Origin of the sequence: Diplocloster modestus, from assembly GCF_019042245.1 — a bacterium.
Lineage (GTDB): Bacteria > Bacillota > Clostridia > Lachnospirales > Lachnospiraceae > Diplocloster > Diplocloster modestus.
This window is the reverse complement of record NZ_JAHQCX010000005.1, coordinates 238,752-263,562: the sequence shown is the minus strand read 5'-3', so window position 1 is coordinate 263,562 and position 24,811 is coordinate 238,752. Positions and strand designations below refer to the sequence as shown.

Here is a 24,811-nt window from a genome sequence, read left to right as displayed (position 1 = left end):
AGATCGTTACTTATGTTAAAAAAGAGTAGATTTGGAATTTGGATTTTAATATGTATTGTTTTAGGTGCGATATTTTTGCTGCCGTTTGTCTGGATGTTATCTACCTCTTTGATGAGCACAGAGCAAATAGTAAAATATCCGCCGGAATTAATTCCGTCACCTGCCACGCTTAGGTCTTTTGAATATATTTTTACGAAGAGTGATTTTTTTACATATTTTAAAAATAGTAGTATAATAACTTTGTTAAATATATTCGGCACATTAATCAGTACGACTCTGGTCGCTTACGGGTTTGCAAAATATGATGCCCGTCTGAAAGGCTTTTGGTTCGCACTGCTGATGTCCACCATGATGGTGCCATATTTCGTAACGATTATACCTTTATATAGTATTTATGCAAAATTGAAGCTGATCAATACGATTGTACCGTTGGTATTGCCGAATATCCTGGCGGGGAGTGCTTTTAGTATATTTTTGTTACATCAGTTCTTTAAAACCTTTCCAAAAGAAATAGAGGAGGCGTCGAGAATAGATGGATGCAGTGAATTAAATATATTATTTAAAATAGTGATACCCAATTCAAAAGCAATTTTATTTGTAGTAGGTATTTTTATGTTTGTGTGGACATGGAACGACTACTTTGGACCTGTCATATTTTTAAATGACCAATCGAAATATACATTGGCTGTGGGCTTGGTATTTTTAAATTCATCCATCAGCGGATACAAAGATGCTCTTGATCAAGGTCCGGTTATGGCGATGTCATTGCTTACGGTATTGCCGATTATTATACTATACGTATGTTTCCAAAAATATTTTATTAAAGGCATTGTGAACAGTGGATTGAAAGGATAAGATATTTTCATGAGTGAGAAGATAACTATTGTTGAAATTGCGAAACTAGCGAATGTTTCAACAGCTACGGTGTCCAGAATCATCAATAATACGGGAAAAGTTAATAATGACAAGAAGAAAAAAGTTTTAGATCTGATTGAAAAATACGATTATAAACCGAATCTGATTGCGAAAGCTTTGCAGTCCAGTAAATCAAATACAGTAGGATTTATTGTTCCTCATATTAACAGTCCCTATTATGCACAACTATTTTACGAGACAGAGCTTATTGCCCAAAAGCAAGGCTACACCCTGATGTTATGTAATTCAGAATCAGATAAACGCCTGGAGAGCAATATCCTGGATGCATTTATATCCGCGAATGTCCGGGCGATTGTATTTATGGGCGGGCGTCTTGATGATATCGAGAGCAATAAAAAATATCTGTGTGAAATAGAAGAGGTAAATAAGAAGATACCGGTTATCTCATGCGTTGACGTGCCTAATTTAGGCTGCATACAAATATATCAGGAGCAGCAAAAAAGCAGTAATAAACTATTAGAACATTTATCCGGCTTAGGCTACCGGGATGTCGTGCTGCTGGGTGGATATTCCAATGTCAGAACTACTATAAAAAGACGGGAAGAGATCATAGATAATGCTGAAAAGTATGGGATAAACATACGCAGAGAAATTATTGAAAGTGATTACTCGGTAGAGGGCGGCAATATCGCTATGCAGGAAATGTTAAAGTGCGATAAATTACCGCAGGCCATCATATGCATTAATGATCTGGTCGCGACAGGAGTGTTAAGCGAGGCATACAAAAATAATATGAGTATTCCGAAAGATATCGCGATTGTGGGATACGATAATCTTGACATATCGCAGTTTATTTATCCGGGTATTACGACAATAGCTTGTAATTATAAAGAATATTCCAAGGCAATCGTGGATGCGATACAGAATGTGGATACCATGGATTACAATACTAAAATAGCCGTTCAAACAGACTTGATTGTCAGAGGCACAACACAATTACAAAAATGATTTTGGGAGGAATAGGTGGAACCAAAAAATATTCTGCCTAAATCTGTAATTGAGCTGCAGTAAATGCGGCACTGGAGGTAAATATGGAAAGTTTGCCCAGAATCGATAAAATAAACAGCGGTTTTTCCTTTCTGGTAAGCGGCCGGCCTTATATAATGTTAGCCGCAGAGGTACATAACTCCGCATGTACCTCACGTAAATATATGCAGCAGGTGTGGAGAAAGGTAAGGGAATTAAATTGTAATACGGTTTTAGCCCCGGTTTACTGGGAGTTCATTGAGCCGCAGGAAAATCATTTTGATTTTAATCTGGTAGAACAATTAATATCAGATGCAAGAAGTCAAAATATGAAATTAGTCTTACTATGGTTTGGAAGCTGGAAAAATGGACTTTCGACTTATGCTCCCAATTGGGTCAAGACTGATTTAAAAAGATTTCCAAGAACGGAAGACGAACATGGAGTGAAAACGAGAATTCTAAGCATGTTCCAGAGTCATCTTTTATCAGCGGAGCTTAATTCCTTTACTAATTTTATAAAATATGTAAAGGAGTTTGACGCTGATGAACAGACCGTTATAGCGGTGCAAGTTGAAAACGAAGTCGGTGTTTTAGGTTCAGCCAGAGATTTTTCATCCGGTGCGGATAAAGAATTTAATGAAAATGTTCCTGATGAATTACTGAGATCTATCAAAAATGCAGGAAGTAATGGCTTAAGCAGTGTAATAATTGATTATGAAGATACGTCTGACCAGTCATGGCGCAATGTTTTTAAAAAATATGCGGATGAAGCATTTATGTGCTGGCACTATGCGCTGCATATTAACAAACTGGCGGAATCCGGTAAAGAGTGCTATGCGCTGCCAATGTTTACAAATGCCTGGCAGAAAGAATTTGATGATGAAAGGCCAGGCTTTTATCCAAGCGGCGGGCCATTGCCGGAGATGCTGGATGTGTGGAAGTGCGCAGCTCCTGATTTAGATGTATTATGTCCGGATATCTATACATTTCAGTTTGAAAAAACTGCGGGCTTATACACGAGAAGCGATAACCCGCTGTTTATACCGGAAACCCGCAGGGATAAATGGGCAGCTGCTAATTTGTATACGGCCGTAGGTACCTATCATACATTATGCTACGCACCGTTTGGAGCGGAAAGTATCGGTGAGGATAAATCGTTTATCACGCAGATCATACATACCAATCCGAATGATAAGAATGTATCCGGTGAAGCGGTAAAGGAGTTTCTGTCAAAAAGTTATAAGCTGCTTGGAAATATGATGCCGATTATTACAAAATTCTACGGAACAGATAAAATGATAGGATTTACACAAAATTGCGGTCATATGACGAAACATGTGAGACTGGGGAAATATCAGATATCCGTTGAATTTTATCATCAAATCCATGATGATAACGAATTCATCCCAGGCGCGGGGATCGTAATTCAAAATAGCGAAAATGAATTGATCTTTATCGGTTATGGATATAGAGCTTATCCGGAAACTGTAAATATAAGCAAGCAGTTGGATTTTTTATCATTGGAAAAAGGTACGTATGATGAGACCGGTAATTGGATTACCTATATGCGATTGAATGGGGATGAACAATATATCCGAATGGAGGAAAAGCCGACAATAGTAAAGGCTTTGTATTATGAATTTTAAATTTGTGCTTCGAAAGGGTGTGAAAGTATTGATACTTCACACCCTTTTTGGTGAGTTTGCTGAGAGAGGATTCCAGCAAACTGCCACCAGATTCTATGGTTGAACACAAAATTTTGACAATTTAAACATAATATGATCATAAAAAATTTGTAAAATATTGGTATCAGCTGAGGCCAAAGCAGATTACAGAAAACGGTCAAACCCGTTTAGGTAACTGGAAACAAAAAGGAGACAGGTTCGAACCTTAAAGTATCATGGATGGAGAGGAAGATGACATGTTAGAAGAAATAGTAAATCCACGTGAAAAATTATGCCCGTCCGGGTATTCCCGCGCTCATGCCCAACAGATGAATGTCAGGCAGCCGGTGTATAGAAAGATTTGTTTTTTTATTCTGCTGACCATGGCAGTGACTGTATTTTTACTTGCTTCGCCGTTTAAAGCCTGGGCGGCAGGAGGCCTGGAGATGAGTACCAGCTACCCGGGGATCACTGCGAAACCGGGAGAAAACTTAAGCTTTTCCGTAGTTCTTCAGAATACCCACGGATCGCCTCTGAATGCGGATCTAAGTGTAACTTCCATCCCGGACGGATGGGAGGGCTATTTTAACGGCGGAGGTAATCAGGTCAGCCGGGTTCATGTGAGCGCCGGTGATGAGGGAGCCACCGTAACCTTTAATGTAAAAATACCGGATGATGTGGCGGAGGGCACGTATCCGATCAGCCTGCAGGCGGACGCAGGCGAGGGGATCGTATCCGCTATGGATCTTGTGATAAATGTAAATGAGGCCGCGGTGGGACAGAGCAGCTTCACTTCCCAGTATCCCGAACTGCAGGGATCACCTTCGACCAGTTTCAGTTTTAATACAACCCTGGCCAATAACGGAGCCACTGATCAGTCATACAGTCTGTCTGCGCAGGCCCCCGAGGGCTGGCAGGTGCAGTTTAAACCCTCCGGTGAGACGAATCAGGTGGCCAGCCTGAACGTGGAGGCAGGACAGAGCCAGGGGATCTCTATTACGGTAACCCCGGCGGCGAATGCCACAGCCGGTGACTATAAGATCTCCTGCTCCGCGGCATCAGCGGGGGAGACGCTTTCGACGGATCTGACGGTGACGATCACAGGAACCTATGATCTCAGCCTGTCCACACCCAGCGGAAGGCTCAGCCTGGATGCCTATGCGAATAAGGAAACGCCGGTCACCCTGTCCATTACCAATAACGGCAGCGCGGATCTTCAGAATGTGAACCTGACCTCATCCGCTCCGGACGGATGGAATGTCCGGTTTGAAACTCCGACGGTTGAGACACTGCCTGCCGGGAGCACCCAGGAAGTAACTGCCTATATTACTCCCGGCTCAGACGCCATAACCGGTGATTATGTCACCTCCATCAGTGCAGGCAGTTCAGAGACATCTGCCCAGGCGGACTTAAGAGTATCCGTGAAGACCCATACGGTATGGGGATTCGTGGCAGTTATTATCATTATTGCCCTGGCAGGCGGCCTGGTTTATGTGTTCCGTAAATATGGGAGAAGATAGCTATGGCTGATAATCAAGCGATCATACAAATAAATGGTCTGACTAAAAAGTATGGCGAAAAAGCGGCGGTGAATCAATTAAACTTAAGTGTCGCCCGGGGAGAAGTGTTCGGCTTGCTGGGGCCCAACGGGGCGGGCAAGACAACCACAACCCTGATGCTGCTGGGCCTGACGGAGCCAAACGGCGGTACGGCCTTTATCGACGGAAAAGACTGTACCAGGAATCCCATCGAGGTAAAACGGATCGTAGGCTATCTGCCGGATAACGTAGGGTTCTACCCGGACATGACCGGCCGGGAAAACCTGCGATTCACGGGACGGCTGAACGGGGTCGGGGAACACGAACTGGAAGAACGGATTGATCAGCTCCTTGAAAGAGTCGGCATGACCGCCGCGGCGGACCAGAAAACGGCAACTTATTCGAAAGGGATGAAGCAGAGGCTGGGAATCGCGGATGTCCTGATGAAGGACCCTCAGGTCATCATCCTGGATGAGCCGACCAACGGCATCGATCCGGAAGGGATGCACGAACTGCTTGTGCTGATCCGGGAGCTGGCGGATAAAGATAGACGCACGATCATGATATCCTCTCATCAGCTCTATCAGATCCAGCAGGTCTGTGACCGGGTCGGGATATTCGTTCAGGGGAATCTGATTGCCTGCGGACGCATCGAAGAGCTGGGGAAGCAGATCCTGAAGGACGGTTATTACCGGTTGGAGATGAAGGCGGAACCCGGGGATGAACGGCTGCGGGAACTGATTCGCAGCGTATATGGAGTGGAAGAGATCGAGGACGGCCCGGAGGGGATGATCATCCGTTCGAACCAGGATATCCGGGAACAGATCTCCAGGATTGTCGTACTAAATGGTTATAAACTGCTTCATTTACGCCAATGCGGTCAGGATCTGGATGAAATCTACAGACGCTATTTTGAGAAGGCAGGTCAAAAAAATGGAGACAATAGAAACAAAAAGAAAATTCGGAAAATTATGTCCCTGGGCCGGCAGGATGGCGAATAGAGAAACGGGCGGCCCGGGCGCGGGAAGAAAAAGCAGCGGGCTGATGGTGCTCTACCGGAAAGAGATGGCGGATCACATGCATAGCAAGAGGTTCCTGATCATACTGCTGCTGATCCTGATCACGAGCCTTGCCAGCCTCTACGGCGCCTTATCCGGAATACAGGATGCGGTCAAGGACAGCAGTGATTTTATTTTCCTCAAATTATTTACAACCAGCGGGAAATCCATACCCTCCTTTGTATCCTTTATCGCGCTGCTGGGGCCCTTTGTAGGACTTACTCTGGGTTTTGATGCTATCAATAATGAGCGGACCAGCGGTACTCTGAACCGCCTGGTCTCCCAGCCGATCTACCGGGACGCTGTCATCAACGGGAAATTCCTGGCCGGTTATACGGTTATCGTAATCATGGTTTTCTCAATGGGAATTCTGATCGGTACCGCAGGTCTGGTCAGTACCGGGATCGCCCCGAGCGGGGAAGAACTGGTCAGGCTGTTTGTGTTCCTGATCTATACTACAGTTTATATCGCTTTCTGGCTGGCGCTGGCGATATTGTTCTCCGTGCTGTGCAAGCACGCGGCAACGTCCGCCCTGGCAGTGATCGCGGTATGGCTCTTCTTTGCTATTTTCATGGGCCTTCTGGCGGGAATTATAGCAAACGGGCTGTTCCCGACAGAGAACGCCACATCCATGCAGACGGTTATGCAGAACTATACCTGGAATCAGAATCTGAACCGGCTGTCGCCCTATTATCTCTATAGTGAAGCGGTTTCCACGATCCTGAATCCCAGCGTGCGGACGGTCAGTGTCATCACGGTCAATCAGCTGTCCGGAGCTGTGGCCGGTTACCTGCCTCTGGGGCAGAGCCTGCTTCTGGTCTGGCCGCATCTGGTGTGGCTTCTGGCGCTGACGATGATAGTGTTCGCTATCTCTTATGTCTGCTTTATGCGGCAGGAGATCCGGTCGGGGCAGTAGAGGGGTTGGTTTAAGATTTCAAGCCTTTTCCTGCATAATTTCCTCAGCTGGACAGATGGAAACGAAGAACAGATTGTTTATATTACTGATGCATTCACAGAATGGCATCCAAACATGGTGGTGTGGGTCATATATACGGTGAAAAAGAACAAAAGAGTCTAATGGGAGAGGAATGGCTTATTCCGGCCAGAAACTAATCAAATAGAAAAGCAGAAGAGAAATGTTCTGCCTCAGGATGCAGACTCGAATCTTACCGCCCTTTGTCACAGAGACAGGGGGCGGTTTTTAACGGTGTCAGGCGTCTTAGGATGCTTACCTCATATATTGGTATCCCGATATACTTCCTTGTTATCATAAGAAGCTGATCTGGTTCCGAATCTTTTTCTTGCAATTTTTATTTTCTTGTAATATAATAATGACATGACATAGTAACAAAACATATTTATACATAGAGCAAGGATGATATACCCTCAAATATCAACAGCGATAAAAAATAGTAGCGCACGTAAGCGGCATAGAACAGCCGCTAAGTGCTCATAGCGATAAAAACTGCCCCTAAGTACCCATAAAAATAATAATATAGAAAAAATATAAAACCCAGGAGGTAAGAAAAATGACAGAAAGTATAGCATCAAGAAAAGTTACAAGAATCCCGCTGAATGTGGGAGAAGCTTACTTAGACGCGGCATGGATCAACAATCTGCGGGAAAACAATAAGACAAAAAAAATCTACGATGTAGATCCTTTCGTGGAGGTCTACCAGTTCCGTGAGAACTTCTACGGCCTGCTGACGAATCTGCTGGATGGGCATAACAACTTCGTGTGGATGTACCTGATCATAGGTCCGGAAAAAGCCATGTTAATCGACACCAGCTTCGGCCTTGGCAACTTAAAAGGCCTGGTGGATGAGATCAGCGGAGGAAAGCCGGTGATTCTTGTGAATACCCACTGCAGCTGTGACCATTCTTATGGAAACTGCCAGTTTGACAAGGCATATGGCCATGTGGACCTGGTGGATGATATGAACTGGAAACAGGACCCGGGTATCTGGGATTATCTGTTTGATGACAACGGAAACAGCATCTGGGTAGATTTTGACCGCAAAGACATTATCCCGTTCAAGAAATATGAATTTGTCGGTGTTCCCGACGGTTATGTGTTCCATCTGGGTGAGGACTATGATGTGGAACTGATCTGGCTGCCGGGGCATCAGCCCGGCCACGCGGGTTACCTGGATAAGAAGAATCGTATCCTGATCGCGGGGGATGCGATCTGTGGCAGCGGTGTGGGCTTAAGCGGCGGCAGCGATTTCTTCGCGGATGAGCATCATGCACGTGACCGGTTCCAGGGCAGCACGATCCCTTCTGAGGATTCCCGCAGAACGGTGACGGCTTACCGGGATTCTCTGGTGAGAACGGCGAAACGTATGGATGAGTTTGATTATATTTTCGGGGGCCATGGAACCAACGACCTGGATAAGAATATTCTCCTGTCTATCATCGAGGCATGCGATAAGATAATCGCCGATCCGGCCTGCTATGATTATAAGAATGGGGACCGGCTTCAGAAGATGGTCAGAGGCTGGGCATCTATCGGGTACTATGAGAATGGGATCTGATATTTAAGTTCAAATTATATTAGAATGGGGCCGGGAGGCAGGCAATGCAGCGCAGTCAGACGGCAAGAGCGGCTCAAACATAGCTGCTCCATAAGGTATAGGATTATGACAAATAAAACAGAGTCGGGAAAACTGGGCCTTGATCTTACGGAGGGCCCTATTTTTAAAAGTCTGGCGGTGTTCACGATACCGATTATTTTATCGGGGTTGATTCAGCAGCTTTACTCGGTGGCGGATCTGATTATTATCGGAAAGTTTTTGGGGAACGCGGGGACGGTGGGGGTTTCGGTGGGGGGTGAAGTCTCTGATCTTGTGACACCGGTGGCGCTGGCTTTTTCGAGTGCGGGACAGACATATATAGCCCAGAGCGCCGGGGGGAAAATGGAAGAACGGATCAGGAGCGCGGCGGGAACGCTTTTGTCTATGGTGATCCTATTGGCATGCGTATTCATGCTGGCGGGTGTGTTGTTTCATAAACAGATTTTGCTGCTGCTGAACTGCCCGGGGGATGCTATGAGACAGGCGGCTGATTATATGTGGATAACATCGCTTGGGATCCCCTTTATTTTCGGGTATAATGCTGTCTGCGGTATTCTGCGGGGGATGGGGGAGTCAAAAAGCCCTCTGTATTTTATTGCATTGGCGGCTGGTGTGAATATTTTACTGGATGTCCCTTTTGTGGCAGTTTTCCATTGGGGGGCGGCAGGAACCGCGGTGGCGACGGTTATCGCGCAGATGTTTTCATTTCTGGCGGCAGTTTTCTTTCTATACCGGAACAGGGTGCAGCTGGGGCTGGAACTTGATGCCTCTTCTTTTCGGATCAACCGAAGGGATCTTAAAGTTCTTCTGGCGCTGGGGGTACCGCAGGCCGTTCGGACTTCCCTGGTGCGGTTTTCCATGTTCTGGGTGAATATGCATGTGAATGTTTATGGAGTCATAGTATCAGCGGCCAACAGTATCGGTAATAAGCTTCAGAAATTTACGGATATATTTGCCGGAGCGCTGCAGCAGGCCGCGGCAGTTATCATAGGCCAGAATCTTGGGGCCGGAAAATACGAGAGGGTTAAGAAGTTTGTCTGGTGTACTTTTCTTTCGGCATTTGGAATCGCCGTGTTGATATCCGCCGTATTTGTCCTGTTTCCAAAATCGATCTTTGGGATATTTTCCGGGAACCGGGAAGTGCTGGAGCTGGGTACCGTATATCTGCGGATTATGACTGCCCATGTTTTGTGGTCGGCGGCGATTGCCGCGTTTCAGGCGGTGGTGGTGGGCAGTGGTTTTGCTTCCCTTAATTTTATTATTGGTATTTTGGACGGGGTGTTATGTAAAGTGGGATTGAGTATTTTGTTTGTCTATGGAATGGGACTGGGGGCCGTTGGCTTTTTTGCCGGGACCGCCTGGTCGCGCGCACTGCCCACGGTTATATGCTTTCTGTATTTTTATGGAGGACGCTGGGCGAAGAGGAAGCTTTTGTGACGGAACAATATTCCCTTGGAGAATTGATATGTAAATTGACATTCAACTACTGTACTTGTAAAATGAAAGAAAATGTAAAAGGAAGGTATGCATGAAAACAATTCTTTTTATGGGTGATTCCATTACAGATGCAGGCCGATGCCGGACAGATGATCATCTTTTAGGTAATGGGTATGCTACGATGACGGCGGGAAAGATCGGAGTCGGCTATCCGGGCGTTTATCAATGCATAAACAGAGGCATCAGTGGAAACCGCAGTATCGATATCTACGCCAGAATGAATGAGGACATCCTGGATCTTAAGCCGGACTTTATCAGTATCCTCATGGGCGTAAACGACGTATGGCATGGATTGGAAGCTGGTAACGGCGTCAGTCCCGAGGTATACAGGCAGACTTATTCCATGCTCCTGGAAAAAATCAGTCAGCAATTACCGAAGACGAAGGTTATCATTATGGAACCGTACGTTCAATCGGGCAGTGGTACCAACCGGTATTTAGAGCAGTTCCGCGAAGGAGTAAACACCTGCGCAAAAATATCAAAGAGTATGGCGGAACAATATCACGCATTCTTCGTTCCCCTGCAGCAAATGCTGGACGATTTTGCGGCAAAGACTTCGAACGAGACGGTGCTGCTTGACGGCGTGCATCCTACTTATGTGGGCCACGCACTGATATCAAATGCCCTGTATGCCCAATATCAAAAATTACTGTGAAGGTTAATAACGAAAAGAGGCTGCCGTACCAGCAAAAATATGTGCGGACGGCAGCCTTTCGGTATCTTTCTGATATTATCTTTAAAATCTCTTGATTTCGGGCAGACAGCCAGTTACGAATGCTCTGCCGAATTCTGATCCAGTATTATTTCAAAATGCAGCCGGCTTTGATCTCCCCGGCAGTAAGCGTTGGAATACTCAACGACTTCCCCGCGGCTGTTGTAGCCGATATTGGTAAAGAAATGAATAGGACTCCCCTGCTTTACACCCAGTATCTCCACGTCGGCCAGGTCGGCAGGTATGGCTTCACAAGTCCGTGATATCCGGCAGACCCGGGTATCCTCATGCAGCGCCAGCACCTCGTGCAGCCCTTCCTTCATGAAATCGTGCTCCAGAACATAGCTGCAGCTGCTGATCGGCAGGTATGTAATAACACGGACGATGGGTTTGCCATCGGCACAGCGTTTCCGATAGAGACATACGGCCCGGTCGCTGGAAGCCGCCGGATAGAATTTGGAGATATGCTGCGGCATCTGTACTACGCTTAAACTGATCACTTCGGTACTGGGAACCCGGCCGCTGCGTATGATTTCTTCATTATTGGGAGCATTGAAGGATTGGGCGCGCCGGACATAGTCCTGATCAATCTTAGGTTTTGACACAAAGGTTCCCTTACTTTTAATACGGTATAATTTCCCTTCCTGAACCAGCTCGGTAATGGCCTGGCGAACGGTTGTACGGCTGATTCCGAACATCTCAATCAGCTCATTTTCGGTGGGAATCATGCTGCCGACCGGAAAGGTCCCAGCTTCCATTTCTTCCAATATCATCTTCTTTAATTGGAAATAAAGTGGGACGGGAATTGATTTGTCTAGCTGTTTTTCCTGAAGCATATCCAATCACTCCTGATTTAGTATCGTCATTATATACGAATAATATTATTATAGCGAACTAGAAAAGGGTTCGCAAGTTTTTAGTTACGGTGGACTTTATGATATGTCTGCTTGATACAGGATAAAGACTTCAATAAGCAAGTTAACTTAAATACTTATCTTAGGTACTTCATATAAAGAACCCTCATAATAAAGAACCTTCATAATAAAGAACCTCCACATAAAGATACATCACATAAAGGTATATCACATAAAGATACATCATATAAGGGCTACTTCACGTAAAGGTACTCACATAAAGATACTCCACATAAAGGCCCTTCACGTAAAGAAACTTTACAAAAAGTAAACCAGGTCTTAAATAAACTTTGATATAATGTAATAACAAAAGACCTTAAGGATATTTTATCACAGTTGAATTTATTGTCAAGTTTTAATAAACAAATGGCTGAAATTAAATTTTTATGCGGGATAACCTAGATATCAAACTCCCTGTAAAGTTAAAACCAGGATTAAAATATTTAAAATGTCCGCTTAAAAAGCCAAATTATAAGCATTTGGTCTTTTTGCATAAAAAGTAGAGTTGATATTTGTAGAAAATAGCAAAACTGATAATAGGCGTTGCATTTCCAAAAATCATATGATACAATGTCATTACATAAGAATAAAGCGATATAAATAATGCAATACAAATAAAGAATGATAGGCAAAGCAATACAATAAAAAAGTCGTAACAGGTTAAGACAAAAACGCTTGTAAGGAAAGAAGAGGGAACATACTCCGGCAGGTTATACTTTAACCGGTTGTTCCCTTGGAAATATAAGGTTCTATGAAACAAGTGCCCGGTATGGCACAATTAAATAAAAATGGGAGGTACCTTATAATGAAAATGAAACGAGTATCAAAACTGTTAACCTGCGTGCTTTCAGCAGCAATGATCCTGTCACTGACGGCCTGCGGGAGCGCGGACAACCCTGCGAAACCGGCCGGGGGAGACCAGGCGGCATCCGCCTCATCGAAAACCGTCGACACTTCGGGCAAAGTAACCCTGACCATCGGGAGCAACGCGGACCAGGTCAGTACCCTGGACCGTTTCGTCAATGTCGGCTATGGCTGTGATGACCTGGACTACCTGATCTTCGATCCCCTGGTAAATTCAGACCACATGGGGACCTACTCCCCTGGGCTTGCCACAGAATGGACGCAGGCTGATGACTATCTCTCTTACACATTTACCCTGAGAGAGGGTGTAAAATTCGCAGACGGCAGTGACTTCACATCCGCAGATGTGGCAGCTACCTTTGAACGGATCCGGGATGACAAGACTTTGACGGATACCGGAGCCTGGGGAGATCTGGAATCAGTGGAAACCCCGGATGAAAAGACAGCTATTATCCATCTGGCAAATCCGATGCCTACTTTCTACGATGAACTATATCGCGTGCCGATCATCTGCAAAGCAGCACTGGAAGCAGATCCGGAAGGATATTTCCTGGCACCCGTCGGAACAGGAGCTTTTACCCTGGACAGTTTCGATCAGCTGACCGGACAGTGCATTATGAGCCGCAATGACAGCTGGTGGGGCTGGGATGAGATTGATAATATCAAAACCAATGTGGACATCATCGACTACCAGTTCATCGGTGAGGACACCACACGCGCATCCGCACTGCGTTCCGGCGATATGGACATCGTATTACAGTTAAGCGCGGATTATAAGAAAGACCTGGAAGCGGAAGGATTCCCGATGCTGGAAGTGGCTTCCGACACCCACATACATATCGAGTATAACTGCGGCGAGAACTCTCAGTTTAACAATAAGGACTTAAGAATCGCACTGTCTGAAGCCATTGACCGTGAAGCGATCGTATCCAGCGTTATCGGAAACGGAAACGCGGCGACCTGGCCCTGCCCGGAAGGAAATGTAGGTTATAAGGCAGACGCGGAGGGTTACAAATATGATCCGGAACATGCGAAATCTCTGGTAGAAGCATCCGGTTATGACGGATCTGAGATCTCCATGGTTTATACCAGCTCCAGCTTTATCCGCGCGGATGAAGTGGCTCAGGCAGTACAGTCCATGGCGGCGGAAGTTGGACTGAATGTAAAATTGGAACCTCTGGAGCAGGCTGCTTTCACAGACCGCCGATCCTCAGGAACCTTTGACATCATCCTCGGCGCGTTCGCTTCCACGGCCGGAGACACCCAGACGGAAGTTGCGGTTATCATTGGCTTTGACGTATTCGGCTCCCAGTATGTGAATCCGGAAATGTCGGATCTGTGTGCGCAGGTACGGACCTGCGGCGATAAAGAAGAACGTACGAAACTGATAGAACAGGTATTCCAGATCGAAATGGATGAGATGGCGCCATTCTCCTACCTGTACTCCCCTTCCTATCTGTGTGCCAGCGCCAGTAATGTATCCAACTACAACGTCTTTGCGGATGGTTCCGGTGAATACCGTTTCGTTCAGATGAAATAACGGGAAGCTTCTCTGATTATTTCTCAATGACTGTGAATCGAAAGTTATAGGAGGGTTCCAAGTGTTTAAGAAAATTCTACGCCGCCTGGCGCTTACTCTGATCGTCCTTGTCGGTGTTACGATAATCGCATTCGCACTGGTACGGCTCGCTCCGGGCGATCCGGCCGTGCAGATGCTCCCGGCCACGGCGACACAGGAGCAGATCGATAATATGCGTACCCGGATGGGATTGGATCAATCCTATGTGGTCCAGTACTTCATGTACATAGGAAATCTTTTAAAGGGCGATCTGGGCTATTCCTTCCACTTTAATATGGACTGTGGTCCCCTGATCCTCTCCAGGCTGTTGAATACTGCAAAAATCACGGTGATCGGCGTAATCATTGCCCTGATCATCTCGATTCCGCTGGGGCTGGTAGCCGGAATCAAGAGAGGTTCCGCACTGGACACCTGTGCTACTGCCTTTGCGCTCTGCGGTCAGGCCATGTCCCCGGTATGGCTCTGCCTGCTGATGATCCTGATATTCAGTGTGGGTTTAAAGTGGCTGCCCACACAGGGCGTGGGGAGCTGGAAGAATATGGTGATGCCCTCCCTGTGCGTGGGATTCGCGTTCTGCTCCCTGGTCACGAGAATGCTTCGTTCCAGCATGATCGACGTACTGCAAGAAGAGTACATAACTGCTACCCGTGCCCGCGGAGTCAGCAAATTTCAGGTCTATGTCAAATACGCGTTTAAAAATGCGATCCTCCCGATCGTAACCATATCGGGCGCACAGCTGGGCATCCTGCTCTGCGGCTCCATGGTAATCGAACAGATCTTCAACTGGCCGGGTCTTGGCCAGTTGACGGTTACCGCGATTTCATCCCGTGATTTCCAGCTGGTGCAGTCGATTCTGCTGATTGTGGCTGTGATTATGGTAGTCTGTAATCTGATTGTCGACATTTTGTATACGTTCATTGATAAACGTATTTCCTTTAACTGACAGGGGGGAGAAAAGAACATGAATCGAAAAGATTTTACGCGCCGGATGTGGAAAAGCAAGCTGTTTTTGATCGGGCTTGCAGGCATCCTGGTAATCGCTGCGGTCTGCTTTTTATCGCCTCTCTTCGTCCAGTTCGATCCTCTGAAAGCAGAGCTTACGAACCGGCTGGCGGCACCGGAAGGGATCTTCGGCGGACTGTCCAAGCATATCTTCGGCTGTGACCCTATGGGGCGGGACGTGCTGACACGTCTGCTGCTGGGAGGCAGGACTTCGCTGCTGATCGCATTCAGCGTGGTGCTGATCACCACCATACTCGGCCTGATCATCGGCCTGCTGGCCGGTTACTACGGCGGTATCGCGGATCTGATCCTGATGAGAATCTGCGATATCATGATGGCGCTGCCGACCCTGCTTCTGGCGATCTGCGTGGTGGCCGTCATGGGGTCCAGTATCACGAACCTGGTGGTCGTGCTGTCTATCACCGGCTGGATCATGGTGGCGAGAGTGGTACGCAGTACGGTGATGAGTATCCGCGACTGTGAGTATGTGAAAGCTGCCCGGGTACTGGGGATTCCGAATTCTAAAATCATTCTGAAAGAAGTACTTCCTAATGTAATTTCACCCGTCATCATCACCGCCACACAGGCGTTCGGCGGAATGATCCTTACGGAAGCCAGCATGAGTTATCTGGGCCTCGGTGTTCCGGCCCCGTCCCCTTCCTGGGGAGCGATGATTTCCGATGGGCGGGAATATATCGCCACGGCCCCGTGGGTCGTCATTGTACCCGGTATCGCGCTGATGCTGACCGTACTGGCGTTTAACTTCTTAGGAGACGGTTTGAATGATATTCTTAATCCGAAGAACAAGGATTAAGGGGCTGATGATTCCACTATAGAAAGCGAGTTTAAGATATGGAAGAAATATTAAAAATTTCAAAATTAAGCGTGGAATATCGTTCCGGTGATACGGTGGCCAAAGCAGTGAATGGATTAAACATGACACTCTATAAAGGGCAGGCCATGGGCCTGGTCGGAGAGAGCGGTGCCGGCAAGACGACAACGGCGCTTTCCGTCATGGGACTTCTGCCGGATAAGATCGGTTATGTCACCGGCGGAGACATCGAATATAAGGGACAGTCCCTGCTGAAAATGAAGGAAAAAGAGCTGAATACGATCCGCGGCGGCAAAATCTCCATGGTATTTGCCAACCCGCTGTCCTCTCTGAATCCTGTATTCACGGTGGGACATCAGATCACTATGGTATTGCGCCAGCACGGGCATATGACGGAAAAGGAGGCCCATGCACAAGCCGCGAAATTCCTGCAGATGGTGGGAATACCGGAATATCGTATGGACGATTATCCGCATCAGTTCTCAGGCGGTATGCGCCAGAGAGTAGGTATCGCGGCAGCGCTGGTCTGTTCTCCTGAGATACTGATCGCAGATGAACCGACTACCGCGCTAGATGTAACGATTCAGGCACAGATCCTGGAGCTTATGAAGGATCTGCAGAAGACCATGGACAGTTCCCTTCTGATGATCACCCACAATCTGGGAATCATCGCGGAGTTGTGCCAGACCGTGGCGATCATGTACGGCGGCGAGATCGTGGAATACGGTTCGGTCAGGGAAGTATTTGAGCATCCCATGCACTGGTATACGATCGGACTGTTAAATGCCGTACCCAAGCTGACCGGCAAAAGGGAACGCCTGGCTTCGATTCCCGGCAATGTGGCCAACGCGCAGATGCTGCCCGAAGGATGCAAATTCCATCCCCGCTGCGGACATTGCACAAAGGTGTGTCAGACAAAGCAGCCGGAAATGATTTGTGTCAATGAAAATCATTATGTGCAGTGCTGGGAACATGGAGGCAACCTATGACCGAGATAAAGAAGGTAAATAAAATTGAGGCCGGGACATCCGGACAGAGTACACAGAAACCGCTGCTGCGGGTGGAACATTTAAAAGAATATTTTAAAATTCCCAGTAAGGGATACCTTCATGCGGTAGATGATATCACGATGGACATCATGCCTAACGAGACCCTGGGCCTGGTCGGGGAGAGCGGGTGCGGAAAAAGCACGGTCGGCAATGTTCTGATGCGGCTGCTAAAGCCCACCGGCGGGAAAATTTTTTATGAAGATAAAGATGTGACCAAACCATCCAAAAAGGAAAACCTGGAGCTCACGAAAAAGACGCAGATGGTCTTTCAGGATCCGTATTCATCCCTGAACCCCAGAAAACCCATCCGAAGTATTCTATCTGAGCCCTTTAAGATTAATAAAACCGCAGAAGGCAGAGAGCTGGACGAAAAGGTACGGAAGCTGGCCGAACGTGTGGGACTGGAACCTTACGTACTGGACCAGTATCCTCATGAGTTGGACGGAGGGAAGCGCCAGATGGTGGGAATCGCCAGGGCGCTGGCCATGCAGCCGAAATTCATCGTCTGCGATGAACCGGTATCTGCCCTGGATGTATCGGTGCAGGCGACGATCATCAACCTGTTGATTGATATGCAGAAAGAGATGGGGCTTTCCTATCTGTTTATTTCCCATGACCTGAGCGTGGTGCGGCATATCTCGGACCGTGTGGCGGTCATGTATCTGGGTCAGATCGTGGAAATCGCGCCGACCGACACGATATTCTCAAACACCCTTCATCCTTACTCGATCGCGCTGCTGTCGGCCGTGCCGAAAATCGATTTTGAGGAACAGGAGAAGCGCATCGTTCTGACCGGGGATGTTCCAAGCCCTATGAATCCGAAGCCCGGATGCCGTTTTGCCCCCCGCTGTTGGATGGCCTGCGAGGAGTGTAAGAATAAGGATCAGGAACTGACCGAAGTTGAGCCGGGACATTTTGTGGCGTGCGGCCGCTGGAAGGAATCCAGGGAGATGGAACTTAAACTGGAACGGGAAAATTAATTTTCCCGCGGAGGAAAATATGAACCACTTTTGTAAATATGAAAATATTGACTTATGGGATGAAGCGAAATGGCAGATAAAAACCAGTCCTATCTATGAGCTGGTGCGCTGGATCACAAAGCAGGATAATCCCAGTGTTCCGCATCGGGTGGAGGCTATCGATGACAGCCTATGGAGAGGGTATGAGAATCCGCAGGATTACCACAGCAAGACCGGCAGTATGAATGTGCCGGCTGTGATTGAGAAATGGAAGAACCTGGGCTTTTATTACGAGGACCGCGAACTGGGGCACGTGCGCTGGATTGTGATGGCTTCGAAGGAAGCACTTGAGAATCCGAAGGAAAAATATACGGCGCTGATGGTTCTGGAGAAAACAGATTATACGAATCCTTACTGGGCGATGGAGATGCTGGAGCATTACCAGGCTTACAGTGAGATGGCGCGCAGGGAACATATGATGATGCTGTATGTGGCCATGGAACAGGTGGATGAGAGCATGATGTATTCCAATATCCTCCTGGAAGCCACCTCCATCTTCCCGGCGGATCCCAAGAGGCTGTACCTGGATCTTTCTTCCGTATACGGTACCGGCCATAAACTGTCGGACATCAAAGAATTTACGCTTAAGACACCCGATGGAAAAGCTGTAACAGACGTGGATGCCAAGGTGGAACACATTGGCTCCCTGAAGCTTCCGGCGCTGAATATAAGCGGTCTCTGGGCCAACAATAAAACCAATAACTTTTTCCAGATTACACAGTGCGGGAATGCAGCCTATAACAAAGACCGGCTGCTCTATAGTGAGATGGGGAAAAAGCTGGCAGAGGGGATGTATTTTGAATACACCTATGACCGGCTGGAGGACGCCGGACTTCAGGAGTATTTGCATAAAAACGGCCTGATTTGTAAAAATCATGACAGATCCGGCAGCCGGTGGACCTTCGCAGCGCCCGAAGCTGCGGGAAAAGACGGGCGGAAGCTGCCGGTGGTATGTATATTCCAGGAAGTCAATTATTCGAATGACCATCTGATTCCGGCCGCGCTTGGGATCTATCTCGAGTATGTGAAACTGGCCGCCTTCGGCGAGCTGTGCGTTCTGTTCTTCGCGGCGGAGCATCCCGACGACAATGACCTGCTGTGTGAGATTATAAAGGACGCGTCGGAACTATATCCGGTGGATCTGGACCGTGTCTATGTAACGGGACATTCCCATAACGGACACTTTACCAGGGAATTCGCTTACCGGCATCCGGATGTGGTGGCAGCGGCAGCGCCGCTGGGTAATTTTCCGGGCCTGCCAAGACCCGAGGAGAGCGGCGAAGCGGTACTGGTACCGGATGAAAAGATAGAGGCTATGAGTAAGATCGATATGCCGTTGATCAATTTCAGCGGTTACAGCGAGTGCGGCTGTATGTATCCGTTAAATCAGGCGGCTGACCATCTGCTGCCCGGGCAGGAATTTATGTGTCCGTTAAGTTTTGAGAGCCGTGCAGGAAGCTGGCAGAGGCGGTTAAAAGCCTCCGGATGTCCGATGAAGACATTGGATGAAATCAGGGCAACGGCTGAGAGTGAAGACTTTGTTACCAGGAAACTGGGCATTCCCTGCGACAAAAGTGAGGTTCTGTTTGTCGATGGATTTGAACACTATATGGCGGATATCCAAAACAGCGCCGGGAAATATCATCTGCGCATGGTAGGAATTGAGAATATGCCTCATATGCCGCTGCCTTCTATGGTAGGTCTGTCCTGGTCCTTTATGCGGCGTTTCGCAAGGAACCGGAAGACACAGGAAGTCGTGGAGCTGTATTGACTGTTCAAAAATAGTTACATTTAACCCACTGTGCGAGTTGAAATAAAAAAGAAATCAAGGAGGTTATCATATATGGGTAAATATGAAAAAAACTGCATTCAAATGCTGCTGCGTGAAGATCGGCCCCGCCGTCCAGGGCGTGCAGGAACCTGGATTCTCGGCCAGGAATATCAGGGACAGGAGTATTTTGAGGACGCACCGAACATGGTGGAGATCCTGATGATCACCGGAAATTATATGATGATGAACGGCTTCCCGGAAGGGTTCGAAAAAAGAACCTATAACATGGGAGACCACAAGGGAGGTCCGTTCCCGAAATACAACAAGGGCTGTGATAAGACGATGATCTTCTCCGGCACCAACATGGAGGATCTGAATGACCTGGGTGCACATGTGGAATTCCATCTGGGCGAGGGGGAAGATGAGGTAATATTCGAATTTGATTCTCCCCGCGCCGTATTTATCCCTCAGAATGTACGTTACGGCCCGATCTATATCACGAATTTCCATAAGGATGTAATGGTCACCAACGTCTATACGGTTAACAGCAAGGCGGAGGCCGAGGTAGTCAACGACTTTGAGTTCATCGGAGATGACGCGAAAATCAAATCGGTGATCGGAGATGACATGGAAGCTTATAAAAAATTTTACGGCAGTGATCCGGTGGACCCTATTGGTAATTTTGAAAAGCAGCTCGCTTGAGCTGCCGGCCGGAGCAAGAGGAGAAATAAACGGCAGATATAAAACTGCAAATGTTAGTAACAAATGGAGGTACCGCAGACGATGAATGCAGCGGAAAAATATTGTATCAAAATGACCTTAAAAACGGACCGGGAACCGATCCGGGGAAAATCCCCCGTCTATATGTTTGGCAAGGAACATCTGGATCAGGCGGCTAACTGGGTTGAGATCATGACGATTACGGATGACTTCATGATGATGGAGGGAACGTCCAAAGAGGAAGAAAAAATCGTACATATCGGTCCTGACGGCCACAAAGGAGGCCCCTATCCGAAATGGATACATAATGCAGATAAAACATTCTTTTTCTACGGCACCGACCCGGACCATCCTAAGGATCTGGGCGCTCATGTAGAATTCCATCTGGGTGAAGGGGAGGAGGAACAGATACTGTCCTTCGATGAACCGAGAGCCGTCTTCGTTCCCAAGGGCCTGCGTCATGGTCCTGTCTATGTGAATGATTTCAGAAAGAATCTGATTATCTTCAGTGTTCTGGGTGTACCTGCCAGGGAGGAAGCCGGTATTGTTACGGACTTTAGCTATGTGGCGGATGAAGAGAAACTAGGCCGGAATTAAGATATGATTATACATTGTTCAAACTGTTTTTAAGTGTTTTAACTGACAGCCTTCGATGACTTGCAGCCTTTCCTGCTTATGAAAATGGCTGTAGTTGCCGAAGGCTGCGTATTTTGTATTCAAAGAAAAGCAATTATTTGTGCAGGAAAACGCACACTGGAGGTAAATAATGAATAATGAACGAATGAAACGGGCCTTCGGCGGCCGTTCCAAAATATGGAACCGGGTGTATACCTGTGTATTCCTGGCCAATGCCATGCTGTTCCTGGGTATGCAGATGGTGAATACTCTGGTTGCCAAATATGCGGATCATCTCGGCGCGACGGCCACAATTGTGGGATTGGTGTCCAGTCTGTTTGCGCTGACAGCGCTGATATTTAAGATTGTATCCGGCCCTTCCATCGATGCCTTTAACCGGAAATACATTCTGATGGGAGCGATCGCTGTGATTGCGGTCTCCTTTTTTGGTTTTAGTATCTCAGACAGCGTCCCCATGCTGGTCGCGTTCCGTCTGCTTCAGGGCTGCGGTCAGGCGTTTACGGCTACCTGCTGCCTGGCACTGGCGGCGGATTCCCTTCCGGCTGACAAATTCGGTATCGGTATCGGCACCTTTACGCTGGCCCAGGCGGCCTGCCAGGCTATTGGCCCCACCATCGGACTGTCACTGGCCCAGTCCATCGGTTACCAGCCCACATTCGTGATCGCCGGATGCTGCACGATGTGCGGTGTGCTTGTCGTGTCTCTGATTAAGAATCCCACCCGGGAGAAGAAAAAATTCCAGGTGTCCGTCAAGAACATTTTTGCGAAGGAAGCGGCTTTGCCGGCCATCCTGTTATTCTTTTTGCAGATGACCTTTATCAACATCAATTCATTTCTGGTCATTTTCGCAGATAACCGCGGCGTCATGAATATCGGACTGTTCTATACGGTGTATGCGGTCTCCATGCTGTTCGCGCCCACTACGGCCGGAAAGCTGGCGGACCGGTTCGGGGCTGTGAAGGCGCTGATACCAGCCATGTGCCTGTTTGCCCTGTCCTTTCTGATCATCAGCTTTTCCGGCAGCCTGCCGTTATTCCTGGTTGCCGCCGTGGTTTCCGCTTTCGGATACGGCGCGGCCCAGCCTGCGGTCCAGACCTTGTGCATGAAATGTGTTCCGGAGTCCAGAAGGGGTTCCGCCAGCAGCACCAGCTATATCGGGCAGGATCTGGGGAACCTGGCCGGTCCGGTGCTGGCTGGTGCGATCGCGGAGCGGGCCGGATATGTAGTTATGTGGCGCACGATGATTATCCCCGTTGTAATCGCTGTCGTCCTGGTAATCGTGTTCCATAAGAGAATAACCGGCGTGGAAAATGCGTTTAAGGAAAGGGCTGCCTCCAGGGAAGGCTAGCATGCAGTTGAATGGAGAGTATGTAGAAATGGACATGTCCCAAACCGAAATGGACATGTCCCCCTTTGTTATTTATCCAGTTTTAGGTGCTTCCTTAATTTACCCCAGACAGCGTATTGGAAATATTCATAAGCCCGGTCATATACAAATAAGATTACCTGCCCGATGATCAGCGCGATCCAGAGATAGGATGAGGTATGCTCCTGCTGGAACAGAAGACGCGGAAACAGAAAAAGGATCGGAATATAGATGATATTAAAAATAAGGTATTTCGCTGCCCAGAATAATGCTTTCCGGTTATGGGCAGCCTTTGTTTTACCTAACTGTCGCCAGACGATCTCTACCATCAGGATATAGAAACCCATAGCGGCGAAGGTTATACAGTGAAGCTTGTTGGGCGCCACCATGAAGCTTAGCAGGATGGAGGCAGCATAGAACGCGGCGCCTAATCCCATTCCAAATTCACGGATGACGATTCCGACAAAGAAGGAAGCGGCTCCAAGCAGAAATAGAGTGTTAAACTTCAGAATACCGCTCAATATCATCAAAAGGACTGTAAGTGCCAGAGAAACGCCTGTAAAGGCCATCTGTCTTGCGTTTACATGCATGAACAAAGATCTCCTCCCATACATTCACAACAGCTGTCCGCGATCCATAAATCACAGCAGCAATTCCCGGTGGTGGGCAGACCGCCGCCGCGGTTGCCGTAACTGCCCTGCTGGTAGCGCTGGCTGTTCCATTGCAGCTGGTTTAACAGCTGGTTATACTGAGGATTGCCGGGTTCCATGTTGACCGCCTGACGGGCATGATCCACGGCCACTACGTTATTGCCGACGCCTGCGTTGGCGGCGGCGCTGCAGTAATACCAGCGTGCGCTGCGGTTCTGTATTCTGGACAGCATGTTTAAGGCTTCCTGATAATGCCCGGAATTGACATAGTTGACCACCGCGTTTAATTCCACGTCATCCTGGGAACCGCCGTAGGTCTGCTGGCTTTGCTGCGGACCGCCGTAGCTGTTATATCCGCCGTATCCGCCTTCCCGTTCTTTCATGATCTGGTCGTAGGCTTCCTGGACTTCCTTGAATTTTTCCTCCGCCAGACCGGAGAGAGGGTTACCTACATAGGAATCTGGATGGTACTTGCGGAGCTGTTCCCGATAAGCTTTTTTAACTTCATCGTTGGAGGCGTTTCTGTTCACGCCCAGTATACTATAGGGATCTGTTATCATCGTCTTGTTCTTTTTCTTCCTTTCGTTTTTTCTGAATCTTGTTGTATTTTGCCCAGACACCGGAATAGAGAATATTGCGCAGAATATCCGCATCCAGCAGACAGGGAAGTTTCTCGAATTCAGCACTGCACTCGCCCATCATCAGGAGCATCATCTGATGACACCGCTCTTCATAATCTTCCTGTTCACAGATTGCCCGCAGAGGGTTGTAATGGTTTCCTTCCAGATCCTCCGGCAGATCTTCATAGGCGTCCATGAGATAAATGAATTTACCCAGGTAGAACCCCAGTCTTCTAAGAGTGGGTTCCCATTGATCCCTGCGATAGAGGAACAGTTCTTCCATCAGCTTTCCAAAACAGCCGGAGATCAGGTCGATATCGGTAGCCTGCTCCGCCTCATACTGCTGAAGCTGACTCAGGGAATTCCGGATCGCGTCACTTTGGACCGGGTACTGGCGGATAATGTTCCTGACTTTCCGATTCAGCAGGGTGGAACCGGCCAGACCGGGCAGGCTCTTATCATCCTTCCAGTCATCTTCGAAATGATAGCAGGCCAGAATGACATTCATGGCAGCCGCGTATTCAGTAATCTCATTTTGAAGCATCTCATGCTTTTGCACAGGATGAACGATGCAATGGTGTTTTGACAAAGTAGTATCGCTCTCATACAAAGAGGTCAACAGCACAATCGCAAACGTCATATCATAAGTCAGCGTCATCTGCCCGAGAAAACCATACCTCTCCTTTAACATCCGGCAGAGGCCGCAATAATATGCTTTATATTTATAATAATCCTTCACCTTTAGTTCCGGTTTGTCTATCATCACATATCCAAACATGGTCTCTTCCCCGCAAAACTTCTGATATGCCCATGATTATACTACATCTTGCCGGGGATTTCCAGGG

The 24,811-nt window shown here is 47.7% G+C and carries 22 protein-coding genes; 18 read left to right on the top strand and 4 right to left on the bottom strand.

All coding sequences use genetic code 11. The features are described from left to right. The first annotated feature begins 12 nt into the window (after positions 1 to 12). The 9 genes from KTH90_RS09845 (at position 13) to KTH90_RS09805 (ending at position 10,887) form a co-directional block, all read left to right on the top strand. Positions 13 to 855 (top strand): carbohydrate ABC transporter permease, encoded by an 843-nt coding sequence (locus KTH90_RS09845; RefSeq protein ID WP_158351206.1) that lies wholly within the window; start codon positions 13 to 15, stop codon positions 853 to 855. Between the two features lie 9 nt (positions 856 to 864). Further along, positions 865 to 1,884, top strand: a complete 1,020-nt coding sequence (locus KTH90_RS09840; RefSeq protein WP_158351205.1) for a LacI family DNA-binding transcriptional regulator — start codon at positions 865 to 867, stop codon at positions 1,882 to 1,884. A gap of 83 nt (positions 1,885 to 1,967) precedes the next feature. Further along, entirely contained in the window at positions 1,968 to 3,548 is a 1,581-nt protein-coding gene (locus tag KTH90_RS09835; RefSeq protein WP_158351204.1) for a GH35 family beta-galactosidase, read from the top strand. A gap of 275 nt (positions 3,549 to 3,823) precedes the next feature. After that, on the top strand, positions 3,824 to 5,086 hold the full coding sequence (locus tag KTH90_RS09830) for an NEW3 domain-containing protein (RefSeq protein ID WP_238726710.1): 1,263 nt from the start codon (positions 3,824 to 3,826) through the stop codon (positions 5,084 to 5,086). A gap of 2 nt (positions 5,087 to 5,088) precedes the next feature. Then, a complete protein-coding gene (locus tag KTH90_RS09825; RefSeq protein ID WP_158351202.1) occupies positions 5,089 to 6,105 on the top strand; it encodes an ABC transporter ATP-binding protein in 1,017 nt (338 codons plus the stop codon). After that, a complete protein-coding gene (locus KTH90_RS09820; protein WP_334300914.1) occupies positions 6,095 to 7,078 on the top strand; it encodes an ABC transporter permease in 984 nt (327 codons plus the stop codon). The genes KTH90_RS09825 and KTH90_RS09820 overlap by 11 nt, the downstream gene beginning before the upstream one ends. A 613-nt stretch (positions 7,079 to 7,691) precedes the next feature. Further along, positions 7,692 to 8,696 (top strand): MBL fold metallo-hydrolase, encoded by a 1,005-nt coding sequence (locus tag KTH90_RS09815; protein WP_158351200.1) that lies wholly within the window; start codon positions 7,692 to 7,694, stop codon positions 8,694 to 8,696. Positions 8,697 to 8,801: 105 nt separating this feature from the next. Then, a complete protein-coding gene (locus tag KTH90_RS09810; protein ID WP_238726709.1) occupies positions 8,802 to 10,172 on the top strand; it encodes an MATE family efflux transporter in 1,371 nt (456 codons plus the stop codon). Between the two features lie 91 nt (positions 10,173 to 10,263). Continuing rightward, positions 10,264 to 10,887 carry an SGNH/GDSL hydrolase family protein gene (locus KTH90_RS09805; RefSeq protein ID WP_158351198.1) on the top strand — a complete coding sequence of 208 codons (624 nt, stop codon included), beginning with the start codon at positions 10,264 to 10,266 and terminating at the stop codon, positions 10,885 to 10,887. Positions 10,888 to 11,000: 113 nt separating this feature from the next. Here KTH90_RS09805 and KTH90_RS09800 read toward each other — a convergent pair whose 3' ends face one another. Continuing rightward, positions 11,001 to 11,780 carry a GntR family transcriptional regulator gene (locus tag KTH90_RS09800; RefSeq protein WP_158351197.1) on the bottom strand — a complete coding sequence of 260 codons (780 nt, stop codon included), beginning with the start codon at positions 11,778 to 11,780 and terminating at the stop codon, positions 11,001 to 11,003. 883 nt (positions 11,781 to 12,663) lie between these two features. Here KTH90_RS09800 and KTH90_RS09795 point away from each other — a divergent pair. The 9 genes from KTH90_RS09795 (at position 12,664) to KTH90_RS09755 (ending at position 22,678) form a co-directional block, all read left to right on the top strand. Further along, entirely contained in the window at positions 12,664 to 14,262 is a 1,599-nt protein-coding gene (locus tag KTH90_RS09795; RefSeq protein ID WP_238726708.1) for an ABC transporter substrate-binding protein, read from the top strand. A 61-nt stretch (positions 14,263 to 14,323) separates the two neighbouring features. After that, positions 14,324 to 15,244, top strand: a complete 921-nt coding sequence (locus KTH90_RS09790; protein WP_158351195.1) for an ABC transporter permease — start codon at positions 14,324 to 14,326, stop codon at positions 15,242 to 15,244. An 18-nt stretch (positions 15,245 to 15,262) separates the two neighbouring features. Further along, complete coding sequence (locus KTH90_RS09785; RefSeq protein WP_158351194.1) at positions 15,263 to 16,117, top strand: ABC transporter permease; 855 nt, start codon at positions 15,263 to 15,265, stop codon at positions 16,115 to 16,117. Positions 16,118 to 16,155: 38 nt separating this feature from the next. Next, positions 16,156 to 17,124 carry an ABC transporter ATP-binding protein gene (locus KTH90_RS09780; protein ID WP_158351193.1) on the top strand — a complete coding sequence of 323 codons (969 nt, stop codon included), beginning with the start codon at positions 16,156 to 16,158 and terminating at the stop codon, positions 17,122 to 17,124. Then, complete coding sequence (locus KTH90_RS09775; RefSeq protein WP_158351192.1) at positions 17,121 to 18,164, top strand: ABC transporter ATP-binding protein; 1,044 nt, start codon at positions 17,121 to 17,123, stop codon at positions 18,162 to 18,164. The genes KTH90_RS09780 and KTH90_RS09775 overlap by 4 nt, the downstream gene beginning before the upstream one ends. Positions 18,165 to 18,183: 19 nt before the next feature. Next, positions 18,184 to 19,974 (top strand): alpha/beta hydrolase family protein, encoded by a 1,791-nt coding sequence (locus KTH90_RS09770; protein WP_158351191.1) that lies wholly within the window; start codon positions 18,184 to 18,186, stop codon positions 19,972 to 19,974. Positions 19,975 to 20,046: 72 nt separating this feature from the next. Then, positions 20,047 to 20,676, top strand: coding sequence for a hypothetical protein (locus KTH90_RS09765; RefSeq protein ID WP_158351190.1), 630 nt, complete (start codon positions 20,047 to 20,049; stop codon positions 20,674 to 20,676). An 81-nt stretch (positions 20,677 to 20,757) separates the two neighbouring features. Next, positions 20,758 to 21,291, top strand: a complete 534-nt coding sequence (locus KTH90_RS09760) for a hypothetical protein (protein WP_158351189.1) — start codon at positions 20,758 to 20,760, stop codon at positions 21,289 to 21,291. Between the two features lie 169 nt (positions 21,292 to 21,460). Next, positions 21,461 to 22,678 carry an MFS transporter gene (locus KTH90_RS09755; RefSeq protein ID WP_238726707.1) on the top strand — a complete coding sequence of 406 codons (1,218 nt, stop codon included), beginning with the start codon at positions 21,461 to 21,463 and terminating at the stop codon, positions 22,676 to 22,678. Between the two features lie 68 nt (positions 22,679 to 22,746). Here KTH90_RS09755 and KTH90_RS09750 read toward each other — a convergent pair whose 3' ends face one another. Genes KTH90_RS09750 through KTH90_RS09740 form a run of 3 tightly spaced genes read right to left on the bottom strand, consistent with a single transcriptional unit; the run spans position 22,747 to position 24,744 of the window. Then, entirely contained in the window at positions 22,747 to 23,286 is a 540-nt protein-coding gene (locus tag KTH90_RS09750) for a hypothetical protein (RefSeq protein WP_158351188.1), read from the bottom strand. Continuing rightward, a complete protein-coding gene (locus KTH90_RS09745) occupies positions 23,277 to 23,906 on the bottom strand; it encodes a J domain-containing protein (protein WP_158351187.1) in 630 nt (209 codons plus the stop codon). Before KTH90_RS09745 ends, KTH90_RS09750 begins: the two co-directional genes overlap by 10 nt. Beyond that, complete coding sequence (locus tag KTH90_RS09740) at positions 23,887 to 24,744, bottom strand: DUF5685 family protein (RefSeq protein WP_158351186.1); 858 nt, start codon at positions 24,742 to 24,744, stop codon at positions 23,887 to 23,889. Before KTH90_RS09740 ends, KTH90_RS09745 begins: the two co-directional genes overlap by 20 nt. Positions 24,745 to 24,811 lie beyond the last annotated feature (67 nt).